The sequence below is a fragment of the Saccharopolyspora oryzae genome, from assembly GCF_027853915.1.
Taxonomy (GTDB): Bacteria; Actinomycetota; Actinomycetes; order Mycobacteriales; family Pseudonocardiaceae; genus Saccharopolyspora; species Saccharopolyspora oryzae.
Genome location: NZ_JAQGLA010000081.1, coordinates 14,391 through 30,039, shown reverse-complemented (window position 1 = coordinate 30,039; position 15,649 = coordinate 14,391). Strand labels below are relative to the sequence as shown.

The following is a 15,649-nucleotide window of genomic DNA, read 5'->3' as shown; positions in this document are numbered from 1 at the left end:
CATCGAGTTCGCGACGGCTTGCGGTGCGGTCAGCCCGAGCAGCATCGCCAGCGCGGGCACGACCACGAATCCGCCGCCGACGCCGAACAGCCCGGTCAGCGTGCCGACCCCGGCCCCGGCGGCCGCCGAGCGCGGCAGGCAGCGCTGGTGGTCGATGCTGCCGTCCGGGTTGCGGCACACGCCGTCGTGCGCGTCGTTGCCCCGGAACATGCGCAGCGCGACGACGATCATCAGCGCGGCGAAGGCCAGCATCAGCCAGTCCTGCGGCAGCGACCGGCCCAGCGCCGTCCCGGCGAACGTGCCGGGAATCCCGGCGATGCCGAAGATGATCGCCACCGGCCACTGCACCAGGTCCAGCCGGCTGCGGGAGCTCAGCCCGCCGATCGCCGACGCCGCCACCACGACCAGCGCGGTCGGGACCGCGGCGCTCATCGGCAGGCCCACGCCGTACACCAGCGCGGGGACGGCCAGGATGGAGCCGCCGGCGCCGAGCAGTCCGGTGCTGAGACCGATCACGACGCCGAAAACGATGGCCAGCACCATGATGTCAGCGCTGCGCGGACGAGGTCAGCGCCTCGAGCAGCGCCGGCCCGTCCTGCTCCGGGGTCCGGTTGTACGGCAGCATCGAGAGCACCCGGGCCATGGCGCAGGTGTTGCTCAGCGCGGAGTAGGTGAGCCCCGCGCCGATCGCACCGGCCAGCCACTTCATCTTCGGGGCGACGAGGCTGCCCAGGATTCCGGTGAGCACCAGCGATCCCGCGGTCAGCCGGACCTGCCGCTCCATCGCCCACTTCCCGGCGCCGCGCTTGACGGGAGCGCCCGTCCGCTCCCAGGCTTCGATGCCGCCTTCGAGGACGACGAGCCGGTCGATCCCGGCGGTGGCCAGCAGCCCCCGGGCCTCTTCGGCGCGGGCGCCGGACCGGCACACCAGCACCACCGGGTCCGAGTGGTCGACGGTCAGGCCGGACTTCGCGCGCAGCAGGTCGAGCGGAACGCTGCGGGAGCCGGGGATGTGCGCGGCGGCGAACTCGCCGGGGGTGCGCACGTCGATCAGCCTGGTCCCGGGGGTGGTGGCCACCAGCTTCCGCGCGGCTGCGACGTCGATCGAGGACGAGTCGGTCATGCTTCTCCTTGTTCGGTGAGGGCGGTCGTCATGCACCGGCGGTGAGGGCAACGCCGGAGGACTGGGCGGCGCCGAACGCGTCGTCGACGGCGACGACGGTGCGCCCGGCGGATTCGAGCAGCGAGGCTGCCGCGGCGGCCCGGTAGCCGCTGCCGCAGTGCACCCACACGGAACCGGCCGGGACCTCGTCGATCCGGTCGGCCAGCTCGTAGAGCGGGATGTGCACGGCGCCGTCGACGTGCGAGGCGCGCCACTCGTTGTTCGTCCGGACGTCGAGCACGACGTCGGCGTTCGGACGTGCACCGGGCTCGCCGTCGAGGGCGGCGGCCAGGTCGGTGAAGGTGGCGGTCATGGTGCTGACCAGCTGGGACTCGTCGGCTGCCAGTTCCGCGGGCTGCCCGGTCGCCGCGGCGGCGGGGCGGTCGATGCCGATGCGGACGAGCTCGCGCTGGGCGTCGGCGATCTGCTCGCTCGACTCGCCGACCAGCGTGATCGGCGAACCCCACTCGATCATCCAGCCCAGCCAGGTCGCCATCGGGCCGTCCAAGCCGAGGCTGATCGTGCCGGCCAGGTGGGAGTCGACGTAGGCCTTGCGGGACCGCAGGTCCACCACCCACTCGCCGCGGCCCAGGCGCTCGGCGAGCTCGGCGGGCGTCGCTTCGGCCGGTGCGCGCAGGTCGACGGGCTCCGGGCCGGTGATGTTGCGGATGCCCATGTGCGCGTAGTAGGCGGGGTAGGCGTCGAGGCCGGACAGCGTGGTCTCGACGAAGTCGTGCTCGGCCAACGACAGCGCGGGGTTCACCGACCGCTGCTCGCCGATCGTCGACGAGTCGCCGCTGGCCTGCGTCGCCGAGCAGAAGCTGCCGAACCCGTGCGTCGGCCAGATCCGCGCCCCGGCGGGCAGCAGGTCGGCCAGCTTGCGCGCCGACTGGTACTGGTGCCGGGCCAGCACCTCGCTGTGCTCGGTGCCGAGCAGGTCGGTGCGCCCGGTCGTGCCGTAGAGCAGGGAACCGCCGGTGAACACGCCGATCGCCTCGCCGGCGTCCTCCAGCGCGTAGGACAGGTGGTGGAAGGTGTGCCCGGGGGTGGCCACGACGCGCACCCGGAGGCGGTCGGTGACCTCCAGCAGGTCGCCGTCCCGCAGCGGGAGGTGCTCGAACGGCGCGTCGTCCGCGGCGGCGATGCCGTACTCGGCGCCGGTCAGGCGGGCCAGTTCCAGGCCGCCGGAGACGTAGTCGTTGTGCACGTGGGTTTCGAGGACCAGCGCGATCTGCACGCCCAGGCGCCCGGCCGCGGCGATGATGCGGTCGATGTCGCGCTGGGGGTCGACCACCACGGCGCGTCGACCGTCGGTGGCCAGGTAGCTGCGGTCACCCAGTGAGGAGGTCTCCAGGACCTCGACGCGGAGGCCGTCGGTCAGGGGGCGTTCCGTCACGTCGATTCACCTCTCATACCCCGGGGGGTATAGATGGGACACAAGTGTCCGTCGGTCAGGTCGGGCGGGGGTTGGCTCTATCTTGGTCTTTGTTTTGAAACGCCGGAGGCGTTTAGCTCACCCTCGGCGCTTGCACCGCCGCGGGTTCTCAGGCGTCGTCTGACGAGGACAGCCCCAGCGTTGTGTATTGGTCATACATGAGTCGGGGATCCCGGAGCTCAGACGGCGTCTGAGGTTCCGCTACCCGCACCGCTACGCAAGACGAGTCAATATGTAATTTTTTCAGGCGAGGGCGAGGAAGAGGCGCTCGAGCTCCTGCTCGGTCATCGGGGGTTCTTCGCCGTCTTCCCTGGCCTGCTGGCAGTAGCGCATGCCGCTGGCCACGATCTTGAAGCCCGCGCGGTCCAGGGCTCGGGAGACGGCCGCCAGCTGGGTGAGCACCGCGGCGCAGTCGTCGCCCTCCTCGATCGATTCGATCACGCTGGCCAGCTGGCCCTTCGCGCGCTTCAGCCGGGTCAGCGCATCGCCGAGCAGTTCTGGTTGCATCTGCATGTCTCTCGCCTCCTGATGAGAAGGTACCCCGGGGGGTATCCGAATGGCTCGTCCCTGTGGCTCAACGCACGTCCGCTGCTCGGCGCGCGGCCTCGGGGCGCCCTGCCCGACTCCGGGCATTGTGCTGATCCGCTTCGGCGGAGGATTCGCCAGGGTCCTGATCCCGCTGAGCGGGACAGCGCGCTCGCAACCCCGGCGATCACTCCACTGTGGGGGCCAGGCGGAAGCGCGGAGGTGCTGGGATGGGTTTGGCGGGCAAGGTCGCGCTGGTCACCGGCGCGGGACAAGGCGTGGGGCAGGGCATCGCGCTGGCGCTGGCCGGCGAGGGGGTGTCCGTGGCGGTGGCCGGGCGCACCGAAGCGAAGCTGAGCGCCACCTGCGCGCTGATCCGCGAGCGCGGCGGCCGGGCCGAGCCGTTCCCGATCGACGTCGCCGACACCGCTGCCATCCCGCCGCTGGTGGGGCAGGTCGTGGAGACGCTGGGCGGGGTCGACGTCCTGGTCAACAACGCCTACAGCGGCAGCTTCGGCCCGCTGCTGACGACGAGCGACGAGGACTTCCAGCGGGGGTTCCGGACGGCGCCGTTCGCCGCGTTCGCGTTCATGAAGGCCTGCCACCCGCACCTGAAGGCGCGCGGCGGTTCGATCATCAACCTGGTGACCTCCGCGATGGTGCGGTGGGACACCTCGACCTACGGCGCCTACGCCGCGGCGAAGCAAGCGCTGCGCTCGCTCACCAGGACTGCCGCGTCGGAGTGGGGACGCGACGGGATCCGGGTCAACGCGATCGCGCCCCATGCGCTGTCACCCGGGCTCAAGGCCTGGACCGAGCACAACCCGGAGGAGGCCGCCGAGTTCGTCGAATCCATCCCGCTCGGCCGCATCGGCGAGTGCGAAGCCGACATCGGACGTGCGGTCGTGGCGCTGCTCGGTCCGGACCTGCGCTACCTGACCGGTGCCACCGTGCCGCTGGACGGCGGCCAGGCCTTCTTCGGCTGACTTCCCGGTGAGCGGGACCGGACGGTGTGCGGGACCGCCGAACCGCCCTACCGTCGCGGCGTTCCGCACGTCTCCTGCAACCGCGAGGGCCGATGAGCGAACGACTGGGCACGATCGCCGATCTGCTGCTCGACCGGGTCGGTGACCACCGGCCCGGACTGCGCAGCCGGGAGCGGACCTGGACCTGGGACGAGGTGGTCCGGGACAGCGCGGCCCGCGCGGACCGGCTCCGCCGGTTGCGCGACGAGAGCCGCCCGTTCCACGTGGGAGTGCTCCTGGACAACGTTCCGGAGTTCGTCCTCTGGCTGGGTGCGGCCGCGCTCAGCGGGGCGACGGTGGTGGGCATCAACCCCACTCGTCGCGGTGCTGACCTCGAGGCGGAGGTGCGCCACACCGATCTCCAGCTGGTGGTGACCGATGCGGCGGGGCTGGAGATCCTGGAGCCCCTCGACATCGGGGTGGCGCGGGACCGGTTCCTGCTCGTGGACTCGCCCGAGCATGCCGAGCAGCTGACACCTGTCGAGCCGGTTCGCGATCCGTCGGTCAGCGCCGAAACGCGCATGCTGCTGCTGTTCACCTCCGGCACCACCGGGGCCTCGAAAGCCGCGATCTGCTCCCAGGGGCGGCTCGTCGGGCTGGCCCGCCAGAACACCGAGAAGTACCGGATCGGTCGGGACGACGTCTGCTACTGCTGCATGCCGCTGTTCCACGGCAACGCCCTGATGGCGCTGTGGGCGCCCGCGCTGCTCGCGGGGGCGTGCGTGGCGCTCGCGCCGAAGTTCACCGCGTCGGGATTTCTCGCGGACGTGCGCCACTATCGAGCGACCTTCTTCACCTACGTCGGCAAGGCGCTCGGCTACCTCCTCGCCCAGCCGGAACGACCGGATGACGCGGACAACACGCTGACGCACGGGTTCGGTACCGAGGCTTCGCCGGAGGACCAGGCGGAGTTCAAGCGGCGCTTCGGGGCGAAGCTGTACGAGGGCTACGGGTCGAGCGAGGGCGCGGGGATGATCAACCAGGCGCCGGACGGTCCGCCGTCGGCGCTCGGCGTCCCGGCGCACGCGGGCATCCTCGTGGTCGACCCGGCGACGCGCGCGACGTGCCCGCCCGCGGAGCTGGACGAGCACGGCCGGGTGCGCAATGCCGAGGAGGCCATCGGCGAGATCGTCAACACCGAAGGCGCCGCGAAGTTCGAGGGGTACTACAAGAACCCGGCGGCCAACGCCGAACGCGTCCGCCACGGCTGGTACTGGACCGGCGATCTCGGCTACACCGATGCCGCGGGATACCTCTACTTCGCGGGCCGGTCGGGCGACTGGATCCGGGTGGACGGCGAGAACACCTCCGCGCTGCTGGTCGAACGGGTCCTGCGGCGGCATCCCGACATCGTCGCGGCCGGTGTCTTCGCGGTGCCGGACCCGCGTTCCGGCGACCAGGTGATGGCGGCCGTCGAAACCCGCGTCGGGTTCGAGGAGCTGCGGCTGGCGGAGTTCCTCGCCGAGCAGGAAGACCTCGGCAGCAAAGGGATTCCGCGTTTCGTCCGGGTGTCGCAGCGGCTGCCCACGACGGGTTCGAACAAGCTCCGCAAGAAGGAGATGCAGGCCGACGGGTGGCGCACGCCCGACGAGGTGCACTGGTGGCCCGGCCGGGGCGCACCGGAGTACCTGCGGATGACCGACCAGGACAAGCAGGACCTGCGCGAGCAGTTCGCCGCGAACGGCCGGCTGCGCTTCCTCCCCTAGAGCACAGGAACGAGGACATCCCCCATGGATCTGCGCGAGACGCCGGAGCAGCGCCGGCTCAGGCAGGAGCTGCGCGACTACTTCGCCGGTCTGCTCCCGGCGGACGAACGCCGGGCGGTGGGGGAGGAGGGCGTCGGCGGATCCCGGTTCCGGGAGGTCGTCAAGGCGCTGGGCCGGGACGGCTGGCTCGGCATCGGCTGGCCGCGCGAGTACGGCGGCCAGGGGCGGTCGGTCGAGGAGCAGTACGTCTTCTTCGACGAGGTCCAGCGCGCCGGGCTGCCGTTCCCGTTCGTCACGGTGAACACCGTCGGCCCCACCTTGATGGAGCACGGAACGGAAGCGCAGAAGCAGGCCTACCTGCCCGGAATCCTCAACGGCGACATCGTCTTCGCCATCGGCTACACCGAACCCGACGCGGGCACCGACCTCGCCTCGCTGCGGACCAGGGCCGTGCGCGACGGCGACGAGTTCGTGGTGAACGGGCAGAAGATCTTCACTTCCGGAGCGAACACCGCGGACTACGTCTGGCTTGCCGCCCGCACCGACCCCGAAGTGCCCAAGCACAGGGGAATTTCCATCCTGGTGGTGCCCACCGATGCCGAGGGATTCTCGTGGAGCCCCATCCACGCCGTCGGCGGCATGGTGGTCACCGCCACCTACTACCACGACGTCCGGGTGCGAGCGGACCACGTCGTCGGCGAGGTCGACGGGGGTGGCGCCTGATCACCGCCCAGCTCAACCACGAGCGGATCGGCCTGGCCGCGCTCGGCGGGCGGATGATCCAGCTCTGGGAGCAGGTGCTGCGCTGGGCCAAGGACACCGGGGTGATCGACAAGCCCTGGGTGCAGCAGGAGATGGCCCGCGCCCACGCCGAGCTCGAAGCGATGCGGCTGATGAACTGGAAGATGACCACGGCGGTCGCCGAAGGTGCGCTGACCGGCGCGACGGCCGGTGCGGTGAAGGTGTACGGGACCGAGACGCACATCGCCGTGCAGCGCACCCTGACCCAGGTGCTCGGCGCGGCCGGGCGGATCCGCCCCGGATCGCCTGCGTCTGTCCTAGGTGGACAGATCGAGCAGTTGTCCAGGCAGGGCATCGTGAACACCTTCGGCGGTGGCGTGAACGAGGTGCTGCGCGACATGGTCGCCACCCAGGGGCTCGGCCTGCCGCGGGGCAGATGAGCTGCGAAGAGGGGACACCCTCGTTTCTGCGCGTGACCTGACCAGCAAGGAGAGCACCGAGTGGACTGCCACCTCAGCGAGGAACTGGTCGCGGTCCGGGACCTGGCCCGCGACATCTTCACCGACCAGGCGACCACCGACCGGATCCGGGAGGTGGAGGCGTCGGAGACGCGCGTCGACGAGCACCTGTGGGCCGAGCTGGCCAAGGCCGGGCTGGTGGGTGCAGCCCTGCCGGAGGAGCACGGCGGGGCGGGGCTCGGCCTCGACGGACTGTGCGTTCTCCTGGCCGAGCAGGGTCGTTTCGTCGCGCCTGTTCCACTGTGGAGCGCAGTGGTGGCCGCCATGGCGATCGCCACCCACGGCGACGACGAGCAGCGAGGCCGGTACCTGCGGGCGACTGCCAGCGGGTCGGCACGGCTCGCCCTGGCGTTGGAGGAGTTCGCGCCCGCCGAACCGAACGCGCCCACCTGCACCGCGACTGCCGAAGGCGACGCCTGGCGGCTCTCGGGGACCAAGGCGGTCGTGCCGTCCCCGCAGGGGGCCGATGCGGTGCTGGTGTCCGCGACGACCGATCGCGGTCCCGGGCTCTTCCTGGTGGAGCACGAGATCCATCGGGAGCAGGCCGAGACCACGACCCGGGACCTGAGCGCGCACCTCCACCTCGACGGGGCCACCGGCCGTGCGGTCGGAGTCCCGGGCGATGACGCGCTGCACCAGACCCTGCGCCGCGCCACCGTCGCTCTCTCGGCGATCCAAACCGGCGTTGCCCGAGGCGCTTTGGCGCTCGCGGCCGGATACCTCGCCGAACGCCACCAGTTCGGCCGACCGCTGGCCACCTTCCAGGCGGTCCAGCACCAGCTGGCCGACTGCTACATCGACGTCGAAGCCGCGGAGGTGGTGCTGTGGCAGGCGCTCACCTCGCTCGCCGACGGGGCCGCCGACGCCGATCGCGCGGTGCTGGTGGCCAAGTGGTGGGCCGACCAGGCCGGGCTCGACGTCGTGCACCGCACCCAGCACGTGCACGGCGGAATCGGTGTCGACGTCGACTACCCGGCGCACCGCTACTTCCTGTGGGGCAAGCAGATCTCCAGCACGTTCGGCGGCGCGGCAGCCGCCCTCGCCGACCTGGGCGCGCTCCTGGCCGCCGAGGAGGTGGCCTCGTGACCGGCCAGGACTTCGCGGGCGAGTGGCGGGGTGTCGACCTGGGAACCCGCACCGTCGACTACACCGAGCGGGACGCGATCCTCTACGCGCTGGCGGTGGGTGCCGCGGCGGCGGACCTCGACCTGGTCTTCGAGGAACGCCTGCGAGTCCTGCCGACCTTCGCGCTGACCCTGGCCCAGTGGGCACCGGACGCGTTGGGCGAGCGCGGCGCGTTCGACGTCCGGACCGCGGTGCACGGTGCCCAGCGGCTCGAAGTGCTGGGCCCGTTGCCGAGATTCGGGTCCCTGACGATGAAGGCCTCGGTGGCGGAGGTGTGGGACAAGGGCTCGGCAGCGGTCTTCGAGGTCGCGGTGGAGAGCGACTGCTTCGCGGCCACCTGGGTGCTGTTCGCCCCCGGCCGCGGCGGGTTCGGCGGGGAACGCGGGCCGGCCGGACCGGAACCGCAGCGCACCGCACCCGAGCACCGCCTGGCGGTGGCCACCTCGCCGAACCAGGCGGCGCTGTACCGGCTGCTGGGCGATCGCCACCACATGCACATCGATCCGGCGGCGGCCGAAGCGGCCGGTCAGCCGAAGCCGTTCCTGCACGGCCTGTGCAGCCTGGCCGCCACGACGCTGGCGGTGGCGCAGCGGTACGACGCGCACCCGGCCGACCTGCGCCGGTTGACCGGGCGCTTCGCCGGACCGGTCTTCCCCGGTGACGAGCTCTCGGTCGGCTGCTGGGGCTCCGACGCGAGCGCGGTCGCCTTCGCCGCGGAGGTGGGGGAGCGCACCGTCCTGACCGGCGGTGAAGTCGGCTTCGGCTGACCACCGGCAGGGCAGAAAGCCCTTGGCCGGGTTCTGCCGCGTTGCCGCAGTCTGAGGCGGTGGGAACGTTCGCTGTACCGCGTCGGGCGGGGTATGCGCCGCTGCGGGACTACGCGGCGCTGGGGGATGGCCGGACCGTCGCCCTCCTCGCCAGGGACGGTTCGGTGGACTGGCTGACGATCCCGGACCTGGACTCGCCGACGGTTTTCGGCGCCGTGCTCGACGCGGGTCGGGGAGGTTGCTTCGCGCTGGAACCGGACGTGCCGTACCAGGTGAACCGCCGGTACCTCCCGAACACGAACGTCGCGGAGACCACGTTCACCACGGCCGAGGGCGCGGTCCGGGTGACCGACGCACTGACCCTGCCGGGAACGGCGTTGACACCGAGCCGGGAACTGGTCCGCAAGGTCGAAGGGCTGTCGGGGGCAGTGCCCGTGCGCTGGCAGGTGCGGCCCCGTTTCGACTACGGCACCGCGGCCACGCGCATCAGCCGGCGAGCAGGCGTGCCGATGGCGTCGGCAGGTGCGGACGCGGTCGCCGTGTGCACGTGGGGCGCGGGCGAACCGGTTTGCACCGGTGATGCGATCGAAGGTGGATTCGAGATCCGGATGGGGGCGCAGGCGGACTTCGCGCTGAGCTTCGCGCACGAGGAACCGCTGGTGCTGCCCGCGCGCTCGGAGTGCACGGCGCGGCTGGAGGAGACGGGCCGTCGTTGGCAGGACTGGCTGCGGGACCGCTCCGGCGCCGGACCGTGGCAGGAATTCGTGGCGCGCAGCGCGCTGGCCCTGAAGCTGCTGGTGTTCGCCCCGTCGGGCGCGGTGGCCGCCGCTGCGACCTCGTCGCTGCCGGAGGAGATCGGCGGCGGGCGGAACTGGGACTACCGGTTCTCCTGGCTGCGGGATTCCGTCTTCACCCTGGACGCCTTCCTCGCGCTCGGGTGCCCCGGCGAAGCGCAGGCCTACTTCTGGTGGCTGATGCACGCCACCCAGCTGACCGAACCGCGCCTGCGCCCGCTGTACCGCCTCGACGGCGGCGCCCGCGCACCCGAGCGGGAGCTCGAGCTGGAGGGGTACCGCAGGTCAGCGCCGGTGCGGGTGGGCAACGCCGCAGTCGAGCAGCTGCAGCTGGACACCTATGGCGAACTGCTGCAAACGGCTTGGGCGTACGCGATGGCCGGCGGTCGGCTCGATGCCGACATCGCTCGACGGTTGGCGCGGGTGGCGGATCTCGTCTGCGCGATCTGGCGGGAGCCGGACGCGGGGATCTGGGAAGTCCGCAGCGCGCCCCGGCATTTCACCCAGTCGAAGATGATGTGCTGGATCGCCCTCGACCGCGCGCTGCGCTTGGTCGAACGAGGGGTGCTTTCCCGTCGGCACGCACGCGCGTGGCGGCGCGAGCAGGGCGCGATCGAGGACTTCGTCGAAACGCGGTGTGCGAGCGAGGACCAGGAGAGCTACGTGCGCAGCGCCGGGGCCGAGGAGGTGGACGCCAGCGTCTTGCTCGGCCTGCTGCGCGGTTATGCGGGTCCGCAGCACCCTCGGATGCACGGCACGATCGAGGCCGTTCGCCGCGACCTGGCTCGCGGGCCGTTCGTGCAGCGCTACGCGGGCGAAGACGGTCTGCGGGGGACCGAGGGGGCGTTCGTGGCCTGCTCGTTCTGGTTGGCCGAGGCGTTCGCCCGCTGCGGTCACGTCGACGAGGCCGCGGAGTTGATGGACCAGCTGGTCGGACTGGCCAACGACGTGGGCCTCTACAGCGAGGAGATCGACCCCGCCACCGGGGATTTCCTGGGGAACATGCCGCAAGGCCTGACGCATCTGGCGTTGATCAGCGCGGCCTGCGCGATCACCGAGCAGGCGAGGACGTCGTGACGATCTGGGGAGCGCTCGCCGGCGGATTCATCGGCACCCTGGTGCTGACCACGGCGCTGCGCGCGGCGAACGAGCTCAAGCTGACCCGCATCGACCTCCCGTTCCTGCTCGGCACCGTCCTCGCGGTCAACCGCTCGCGCGCGAAAGCTCTCGGCTACCTGGCGCACTTCCTCTTCGGGGAGCTGTTCGCGCTGGGCTACTTCGGGCTGTTCGTCGCCCTGGGGACCAGCAGCTGGTGGTTGGGGGCGCTGTTCGGGCTGGTCCACGGCTTGTTCGCCGGAACCGCGCTGGTGAACCTCCTGCTGCCGGTGGTGCACCCGCGGATGGGGACCGACCTCACCAGCGCTCCCCGCGCGGCGCTGCTCGAACCGCCGGGATTCCTGCTGCTCAACTACGGAGTGGCGACACCGGCGGTCACGCTGCTGGGACACGTCGTCTACGGCGCCCTCGTCGGCGGATTCCTCTCCAGCGCTCCTTGAGCAGCAGCTTCTCCTCGGGGCTGCGCGGCCGAAAGCCAGCCGTGTTCGGGAATCCTGCATCATGGTCGCATGCACGTGAATGCCGCAGAGGGCCTCCGCGAGGTCCGTGCTTTGTTGGCGACTTTCAAGACGCCGTCCTGCATCCAGCGTGCCGGCGAGCTGGACGGGGTCGCCGACAAGGTCGCCTCCTGCGCTGCGGAGCTGCTCGACGCCGAGGGGGATCAGCTCCAGGAGCGCCTCGCGTCCGCGGCCAGTGCGATCCGCGCGGCGGAGAAGGCGGCGGACACCTACCAACGAACCCCGCTGACCCGAGCGATGTCCCAGGCGCGATTCGCCCTGAAGACGGGGTCGGCGATGGGCTCGATCCAGCTCGCCCTGGAGGAACTGGACCCCGCGGAGAAGGCCGTCCGCGACCAATTGCGCGACCGGTAGTCCGCTTCGCGGTCCTGTTCGGCGGAATCAACGCTTGATCGCCCGGCCACATCAACCTAACGTTTGCTTGGCGGGTAGTCGAGCGCCGGAGGTGCGCATGGCGGTTGAGCTGGACATGGCGGGACGGGTCGTCCTGGTCACCGGGGGGACCAAGGGCATCGGCCGGGCCATCGCCGCCGCCTTCGCGGCGGCCGGCGCTCAGGTGGTCACCTGCGCCCGGTCCGAAGTGGACGAACCGGCGCCGGGCACGACGCACCTGCGCTGCGACGTGCGGGACGCGGAGTCGGTGCAGGCCATGATGGATCGCCTGCTCGAACAGCACGGCCGCATCGACGTGGCGGTGAACAACGCCGGGGGATCGCCGTACGTCATGGCCGCCGACGCCTCACCGCGCTTCCACAGCAAGATCGTGGACCTCAACTTCACCGGACCGCTGCTCGTCGCCCAGGCCGCCAACGCCGCGATGCAGGAGCAGGACACCGGCGGCGCGATCGTGAACATCTCGTCCATCAGCGCCCTCCGCCCCTCACCCGGCACGGCGACGTACGGCGCGGCGAAAGCCGGACTGGACTCGCTGACCCGCTCGCTGGCGGTGGAGTGGGCGCCGAAGGTGCGGATGAACTCGATCAACGTCGGCCTGTGCCGGACCGAGCTGACCGGTGACCACTACGGTGGCGACGACGGCGTGGCGGCGATCGAGCGCACCATCCCGCTGGGCCGCATGGCGAGGCCGGAGGAGATCGCCAACGTCGCCCTCTTCCTGGCCTCCGACCTGGCCTCCTACGTCAGCGGCGCGGCGATCGAATGCCACGGAGGAGGAGAACCCCCGGCCTTCCTCTTCGCGACTTGAGGCGTTTCCAGGCTCGTTTTGCTTGACGGTGCGAGCAGCGCTTCGCAGTCGCGGTCCGGACAGGGCGTAGTGGCCCGCTGGCGTCGTCACCCCGCCGGGCCCGGTGGGGAACCGACCCCGCGCGCCGCCACTCGTTCCAAGCAGCCCCAGTCGGCGTACGGATCATCGCCCGGCCCCTGCCGCACCGAGCCGAGTGGATCCGCAGTTTCAATTGAAACTGCGGTTTCAACGGAATTTCGGGTGCCCGACACGCCGACACCTGTGGACAAGTCCGGCTCCCTGTGGAGAACTTCCGCAATTTCAATGGAAATCGGATATCCAATTTCCATTGAAATTGCGGAGCCCGGAGCCCGGAGCCCGGAGCCCGGAGCCCGGAGCCCTGGGCCCTGGGCCCTGAGCACCGGGCCCTGAGCACCGGGGCTGAGGGCTCGGGCAGGGGACTTGGGCTTTGGGTGGTGTCGATTTCTGGTGGGATCGACACCACCCGGGGAGACGGTGCGGGTCAGGGGGTGGGGGTTTCTTCTTGGGCGGCAGCCGGTTCCGGCTTCTTGGTGTTGCGCTGTTCGGCTTCGAGGCGCTCCGCTTCCTCTCCGCCGACCGCTTCGCCTCGGGCCACGAGGCCGGCGACGTCCGACAGCGGGATCTGCTTGAGGACCAGGGCCAGGAGGAAGGCGATGCCGATGAACGGCAGCAGGTACCAGAAGACCGGGGCGAGGGCGTCGGCGTAGGCCGTGACCACGCCGTCGCGGATCGGTCCGGGCAGCTGGCTCAGCGTCTTCGGGTCCAGCGTCGCGGTGGCGGTCGACGCGTCGGCCGCCGAGGCTCCCGCCGTGGTGAAGACGTCGGTGAGGTTCTCGGTGAGCCGGGTGGTGAAGATCGTGCCGAACACCGCGACGCCGAGCGAGGCGCCGACCTCGCGGAAGTAGTTGTTGGTGCTGGTCGCGGTGCCGATCATGGCGGGCGGGACCGCGTTCTGCACGACCAGCACGACCACCTGCATGATCAGGCCGAGGCCCGCGCCGAACACGAACAGGAACGCGCAGATCAGCCAGATCGGGGTGTCGGCGGTCAGCGTGGTCATCATGACCATCGCCGCACCGGTGATGATCGTGCCCAGGATCGGGAAGAGCCGGTACCGCCCGGTCTTGGTGATCATGGCGCCCGAGGTGATCGAGGTGCCGAGCAGACCCACCATCATCGGCAGCATCAGCAGGCCGGAGGCGGCCGCCGAGGTGCCCGACGACATCTGCAGGAACGTCGGCACGAACCCGATCGCGGCGAACATGCCGAGCCCCAGCGTGAGGCCGATCGCGGTGGCGTTGATGAAGATCGGGTTGCGGAACAGGCTCAGCGGGATGATCGGGTCCGCGGCGCGGGCTTCGGTGATGACGAACGCGATCGCCGAGGCCAGCAGACCGGCGCCCCAGGCCCACGTCTCGGGTGCGCTCCAGCCGTGCGCCTTGTCGCCGCCGAAGTCGGTGAAGAAGATCAGGCACGTGGTGGCCAGCGAGAGGAACACGACGCCGAGCAGGTCGATCGGCTGGGTGGCCTTCTTGTTCGGCAGCGTCAGCGCCGCGAGCGCGATGACGAACGCGATGATGCCGATCGGGATGTTGATGTAGAACGCCCACTGCCAGGTCAGGTGGTCGACGAAGAACCCGCCGAGCAGCGGGCCGCCGACGGCCGACAGGCCGAAGATGCCGCCGAGCGGGCCGAGGTACTTGCCGCGCTCGCTGGCCGGGACGATGTCGGCGATGATCGCTTGCGAAAGGATCATGAGCCCGCCGCCGCCGAGGCCCTGCATGGCCCGGAACACGACGAACGTCCAGAAGTCGGTGGCGACGGCGCAGCCCACCGAGGCGAGGGTGAACAGCGCGATCGCCACCAGGAACAGCCGGCGCCGGCCGAGGACGTCGCCGAACTTGCCGTAGATCGGCATCACGATCGTGGTGGCCAGCAGGTAGGCGGTGGTGATCCACACCTGGTGCTCGACGCCGCCGAGGTCGCCGACGATCGTCGGCATCGCGGTCGACACGATCGTCTGGTCGAGGCTGGCGAGCAGCATGCCCGCGATCAGCGCGCTGAAGATGATCCAGATCCGCCGCTGGGTCAGCAGCAGCGGTGCGGGAGCGGTGCTTGTCATGGCTTCCGTTCGGGGTCTTGGGTCGGAGCGAGGAGCTCGCGGGCGGCGGCGAGCCGGCGCGCCAGGATCTCCGCGAAGGTGTCTTCGCTGTTCGAGTCGAGGAATTCCCGCGCGGCAGCCCGGCAGAGGACTTGGACGAGCTGCACGGCGGCAGCGGCGCGGAGGTCACCGGGCGGCAGGCCTTCGCGCCGCTCGACGAGCTCCGCGGCGGTCTGCTCGTCGCGCAACATCCGCTCGAGGCCCTTCGTGAACAGCTTGGGCTCGCGCTCGAACGCGGCGCGCACGTCCTGGACGCTCTCGGCGGTGATGCCGGAGGTGTCCCAGCGGTGCACCGCGAGCTCGGCGAGGTCGTCGAGTAGGTTCGCCGAAACCCCGGGGCTTTCCGGGGTTCCCCTAGCGGCGAACCAGGCGGTGAGCTCGTCGTCGTCCCTGCGGGCGGGCACTCCGAGGACCGCGTCGTCCTTCGAAGCGAAGTAGTTGAAGAAGCTGCGCCGGGAGATCCCGACCTGCTCGCAGACCTCCTCGACGGTGAACCCGGACAAGCCGCGTTCGGCGGTCAGCCTGCGAGCGTGCGAAGTCATCTGCGCGGCGGTCGCGGCCATGCGCCGCCTGCGCGCGTCTGTTGCACGTTTCATTGCATAGTGCATTATTGCACCCTCGTGCTCAGAGTGCACCGAAGTTTCGTGTGTTCTCGGTCCCGGAGCCCGAGTTCGGGCACCAGGAAGCGAGCAGCCCGCCAGCAGTTTCCTGGAAGCGGTGTCTGCCGGGCCGTTCACCGTTGATCCCCGACGCGAGTTGGCGCCTGCGGGTTCGTGATCGCGGAGTCGGCGGTCGGTCGTTTTCCGGTGCCGTCGAACGTGATTCGCGAGC

14 protein-coding genes and 1 pseudogene are annotated in these 15,649 nt (G+C 70.8%); 9 read left to right on the top strand and 6 right to left on the bottom strand.

Annotated features, from left to right (window positions below; all coding sequences use genetic code 11):
- The 4 genes from OU415_RS31350 to OU415_RS31335 form a co-directional block, all read right to left on the bottom strand.
- On the bottom strand, positions 1–543 hold a 543-nt coding region (locus OU415_RS31350), incomplete at its 3' end, for a sulfite exporter TauE/SafE family protein (RefSeq protein ID WP_270953082.1).
- Between the two features lie 4 nt (positions 544–547).
- Positions 548–1,123, bottom strand: a complete 576-nt coding sequence (locus tag OU415_RS31345; RefSeq protein ID WP_270953080.1) for a rhodanese-like domain-containing protein — start codon at positions 1,121–1,123, stop codon at positions 548–550.
- A 28-nt stretch (positions 1,124–1,151) separates the two neighbouring features.
- Positions 1,152–2,558, bottom strand: coding sequence for an MBL fold metallo-hydrolase (locus tag OU415_RS31340; protein WP_270953078.1), 1,407 nt, complete (start codon positions 2,556–2,558; stop codon positions 1,152–1,154).
- A 282-nt stretch (positions 2,559–2,840) separates the two neighbouring features.
- Complete coding sequence (locus OU415_RS31335) at positions 2,841–3,110, bottom strand: metal-sensitive transcriptional regulator (protein WP_270953077.1); 270 nt, start codon at positions 3,108–3,110, stop codon at positions 2,841–2,843.
- 242 nt (positions 3,111–3,352) lie between these two features.
- Between OU415_RS31335 and OU415_RS31330 the strand changes: the two genes are divergently transcribed.
- The 9 genes and pseudogenes from OU415_RS31330 to OU415_RS31290 all read left to right on the top strand — a co-directional run bounded on the left by OU415_RS31330 (position 3,353) and on the right by OU415_RS31290 (position 12,636).
- Complete coding sequence (locus tag OU415_RS31330; RefSeq protein WP_270953076.1) at positions 3,353–4,108, top strand: SDR family NAD(P)-dependent oxidoreductase; 756 nt, start codon at positions 3,353–3,355, stop codon at positions 4,106–4,108.
- Positions 4,109–4,200: 92 nt separating this feature from the next.
- Positions 4,201–5,853, top strand: coding sequence for an AMP-binding protein (locus OU415_RS31325; protein ID WP_270953075.1), 1,653 nt, complete (start codon positions 4,201–4,203; stop codon positions 5,851–5,853).
- A 24-nt stretch (positions 5,854–5,877) separates the two neighbouring features.
- A pseudogene (locus OU415_RS31320) lies at positions 5,878–7,034 on the top strand (acyl-CoA dehydrogenase family protein).
- Between the two features lie 60 nt (positions 7,035–7,094).
- The gene (locus tag OU415_RS31315) at positions 7,095–8,198 is read left to right on the top strand and encodes an acyl-CoA dehydrogenase family protein (protein ID WP_270953074.1); all 1,104 of its coding nucleotides are present in this window, start codon (positions 7,095–7,097) and stop codon (positions 8,196–8,198) included.
- On the top strand, positions 8,195–9,004 hold the full coding sequence (locus OU415_RS31310) for a MaoC/PaaZ C-terminal domain-containing protein (RefSeq protein WP_270953073.1): 810 nt from the start codon (positions 8,195–8,197) through the stop codon (positions 9,002–9,004). Before OU415_RS31315 ends, OU415_RS31310 begins: the two co-directional genes overlap by 4 nt.
- Positions 9,005–9,063: 59 nt before the next feature.
- The gene (locus tag OU415_RS31305) at positions 9,064–10,875 is read left to right on the top strand and encodes a glycoside hydrolase family 15 protein (protein ID WP_270953072.1); all 1,812 of its coding nucleotides are present in this window, start codon (positions 9,064–9,066) and stop codon (positions 10,873–10,875) included.
- Positions 10,872–11,354 (top strand): hypothetical protein, encoded by a 483-nt coding sequence (locus OU415_RS31300; protein WP_270953071.1) that lies wholly within the window; start codon positions 10,872–10,874, stop codon positions 11,352–11,354. Before OU415_RS31305 ends, OU415_RS31300 begins: the two co-directional genes overlap by 4 nt.
- A 69-nt stretch (positions 11,355–11,423) precedes the next feature.
- Positions 11,424–11,786 (top strand): hypothetical protein, encoded by a 363-nt coding sequence (locus OU415_RS31295; RefSeq protein WP_270953069.1) that lies wholly within the window; start codon positions 11,424–11,426, stop codon positions 11,784–11,786.
- A gap of 97 nt (positions 11,787–11,883) precedes the next feature.
- Positions 11,884–12,636, top strand: coding sequence for an SDR family oxidoreductase (locus OU415_RS31290; protein WP_270953067.1), 753 nt, complete (start codon positions 11,884–11,886; stop codon positions 12,634–12,636).
- A gap of 502 nt (positions 12,637–13,138) precedes the next feature.
- On the opposite strand, the gene OU415_RS31285 is transcribed toward OU415_RS31290, so the two are convergent.
- Positions 13,139–14,779, bottom strand: coding sequence for an MDR family MFS transporter (locus tag OU415_RS31285; RefSeq protein ID WP_270953065.1), 1,641 nt, complete (start codon positions 14,777–14,779; stop codon positions 13,139–13,141).
- Positions 14,776–15,414 carry a TetR/AcrR family transcriptional regulator gene (locus OU415_RS31280; RefSeq protein ID WP_270953064.1) on the bottom strand — a complete coding sequence of 213 codons (639 nt, stop codon included), beginning with the start codon at positions 15,412–15,414 and terminating at the stop codon, positions 14,776–14,778. The genes OU415_RS31285 and OU415_RS31280 overlap by 4 nt, the downstream gene beginning before the upstream one ends.
- Between the last annotated feature and the right edge of the window lie 235 nt (positions 15,415–15,649).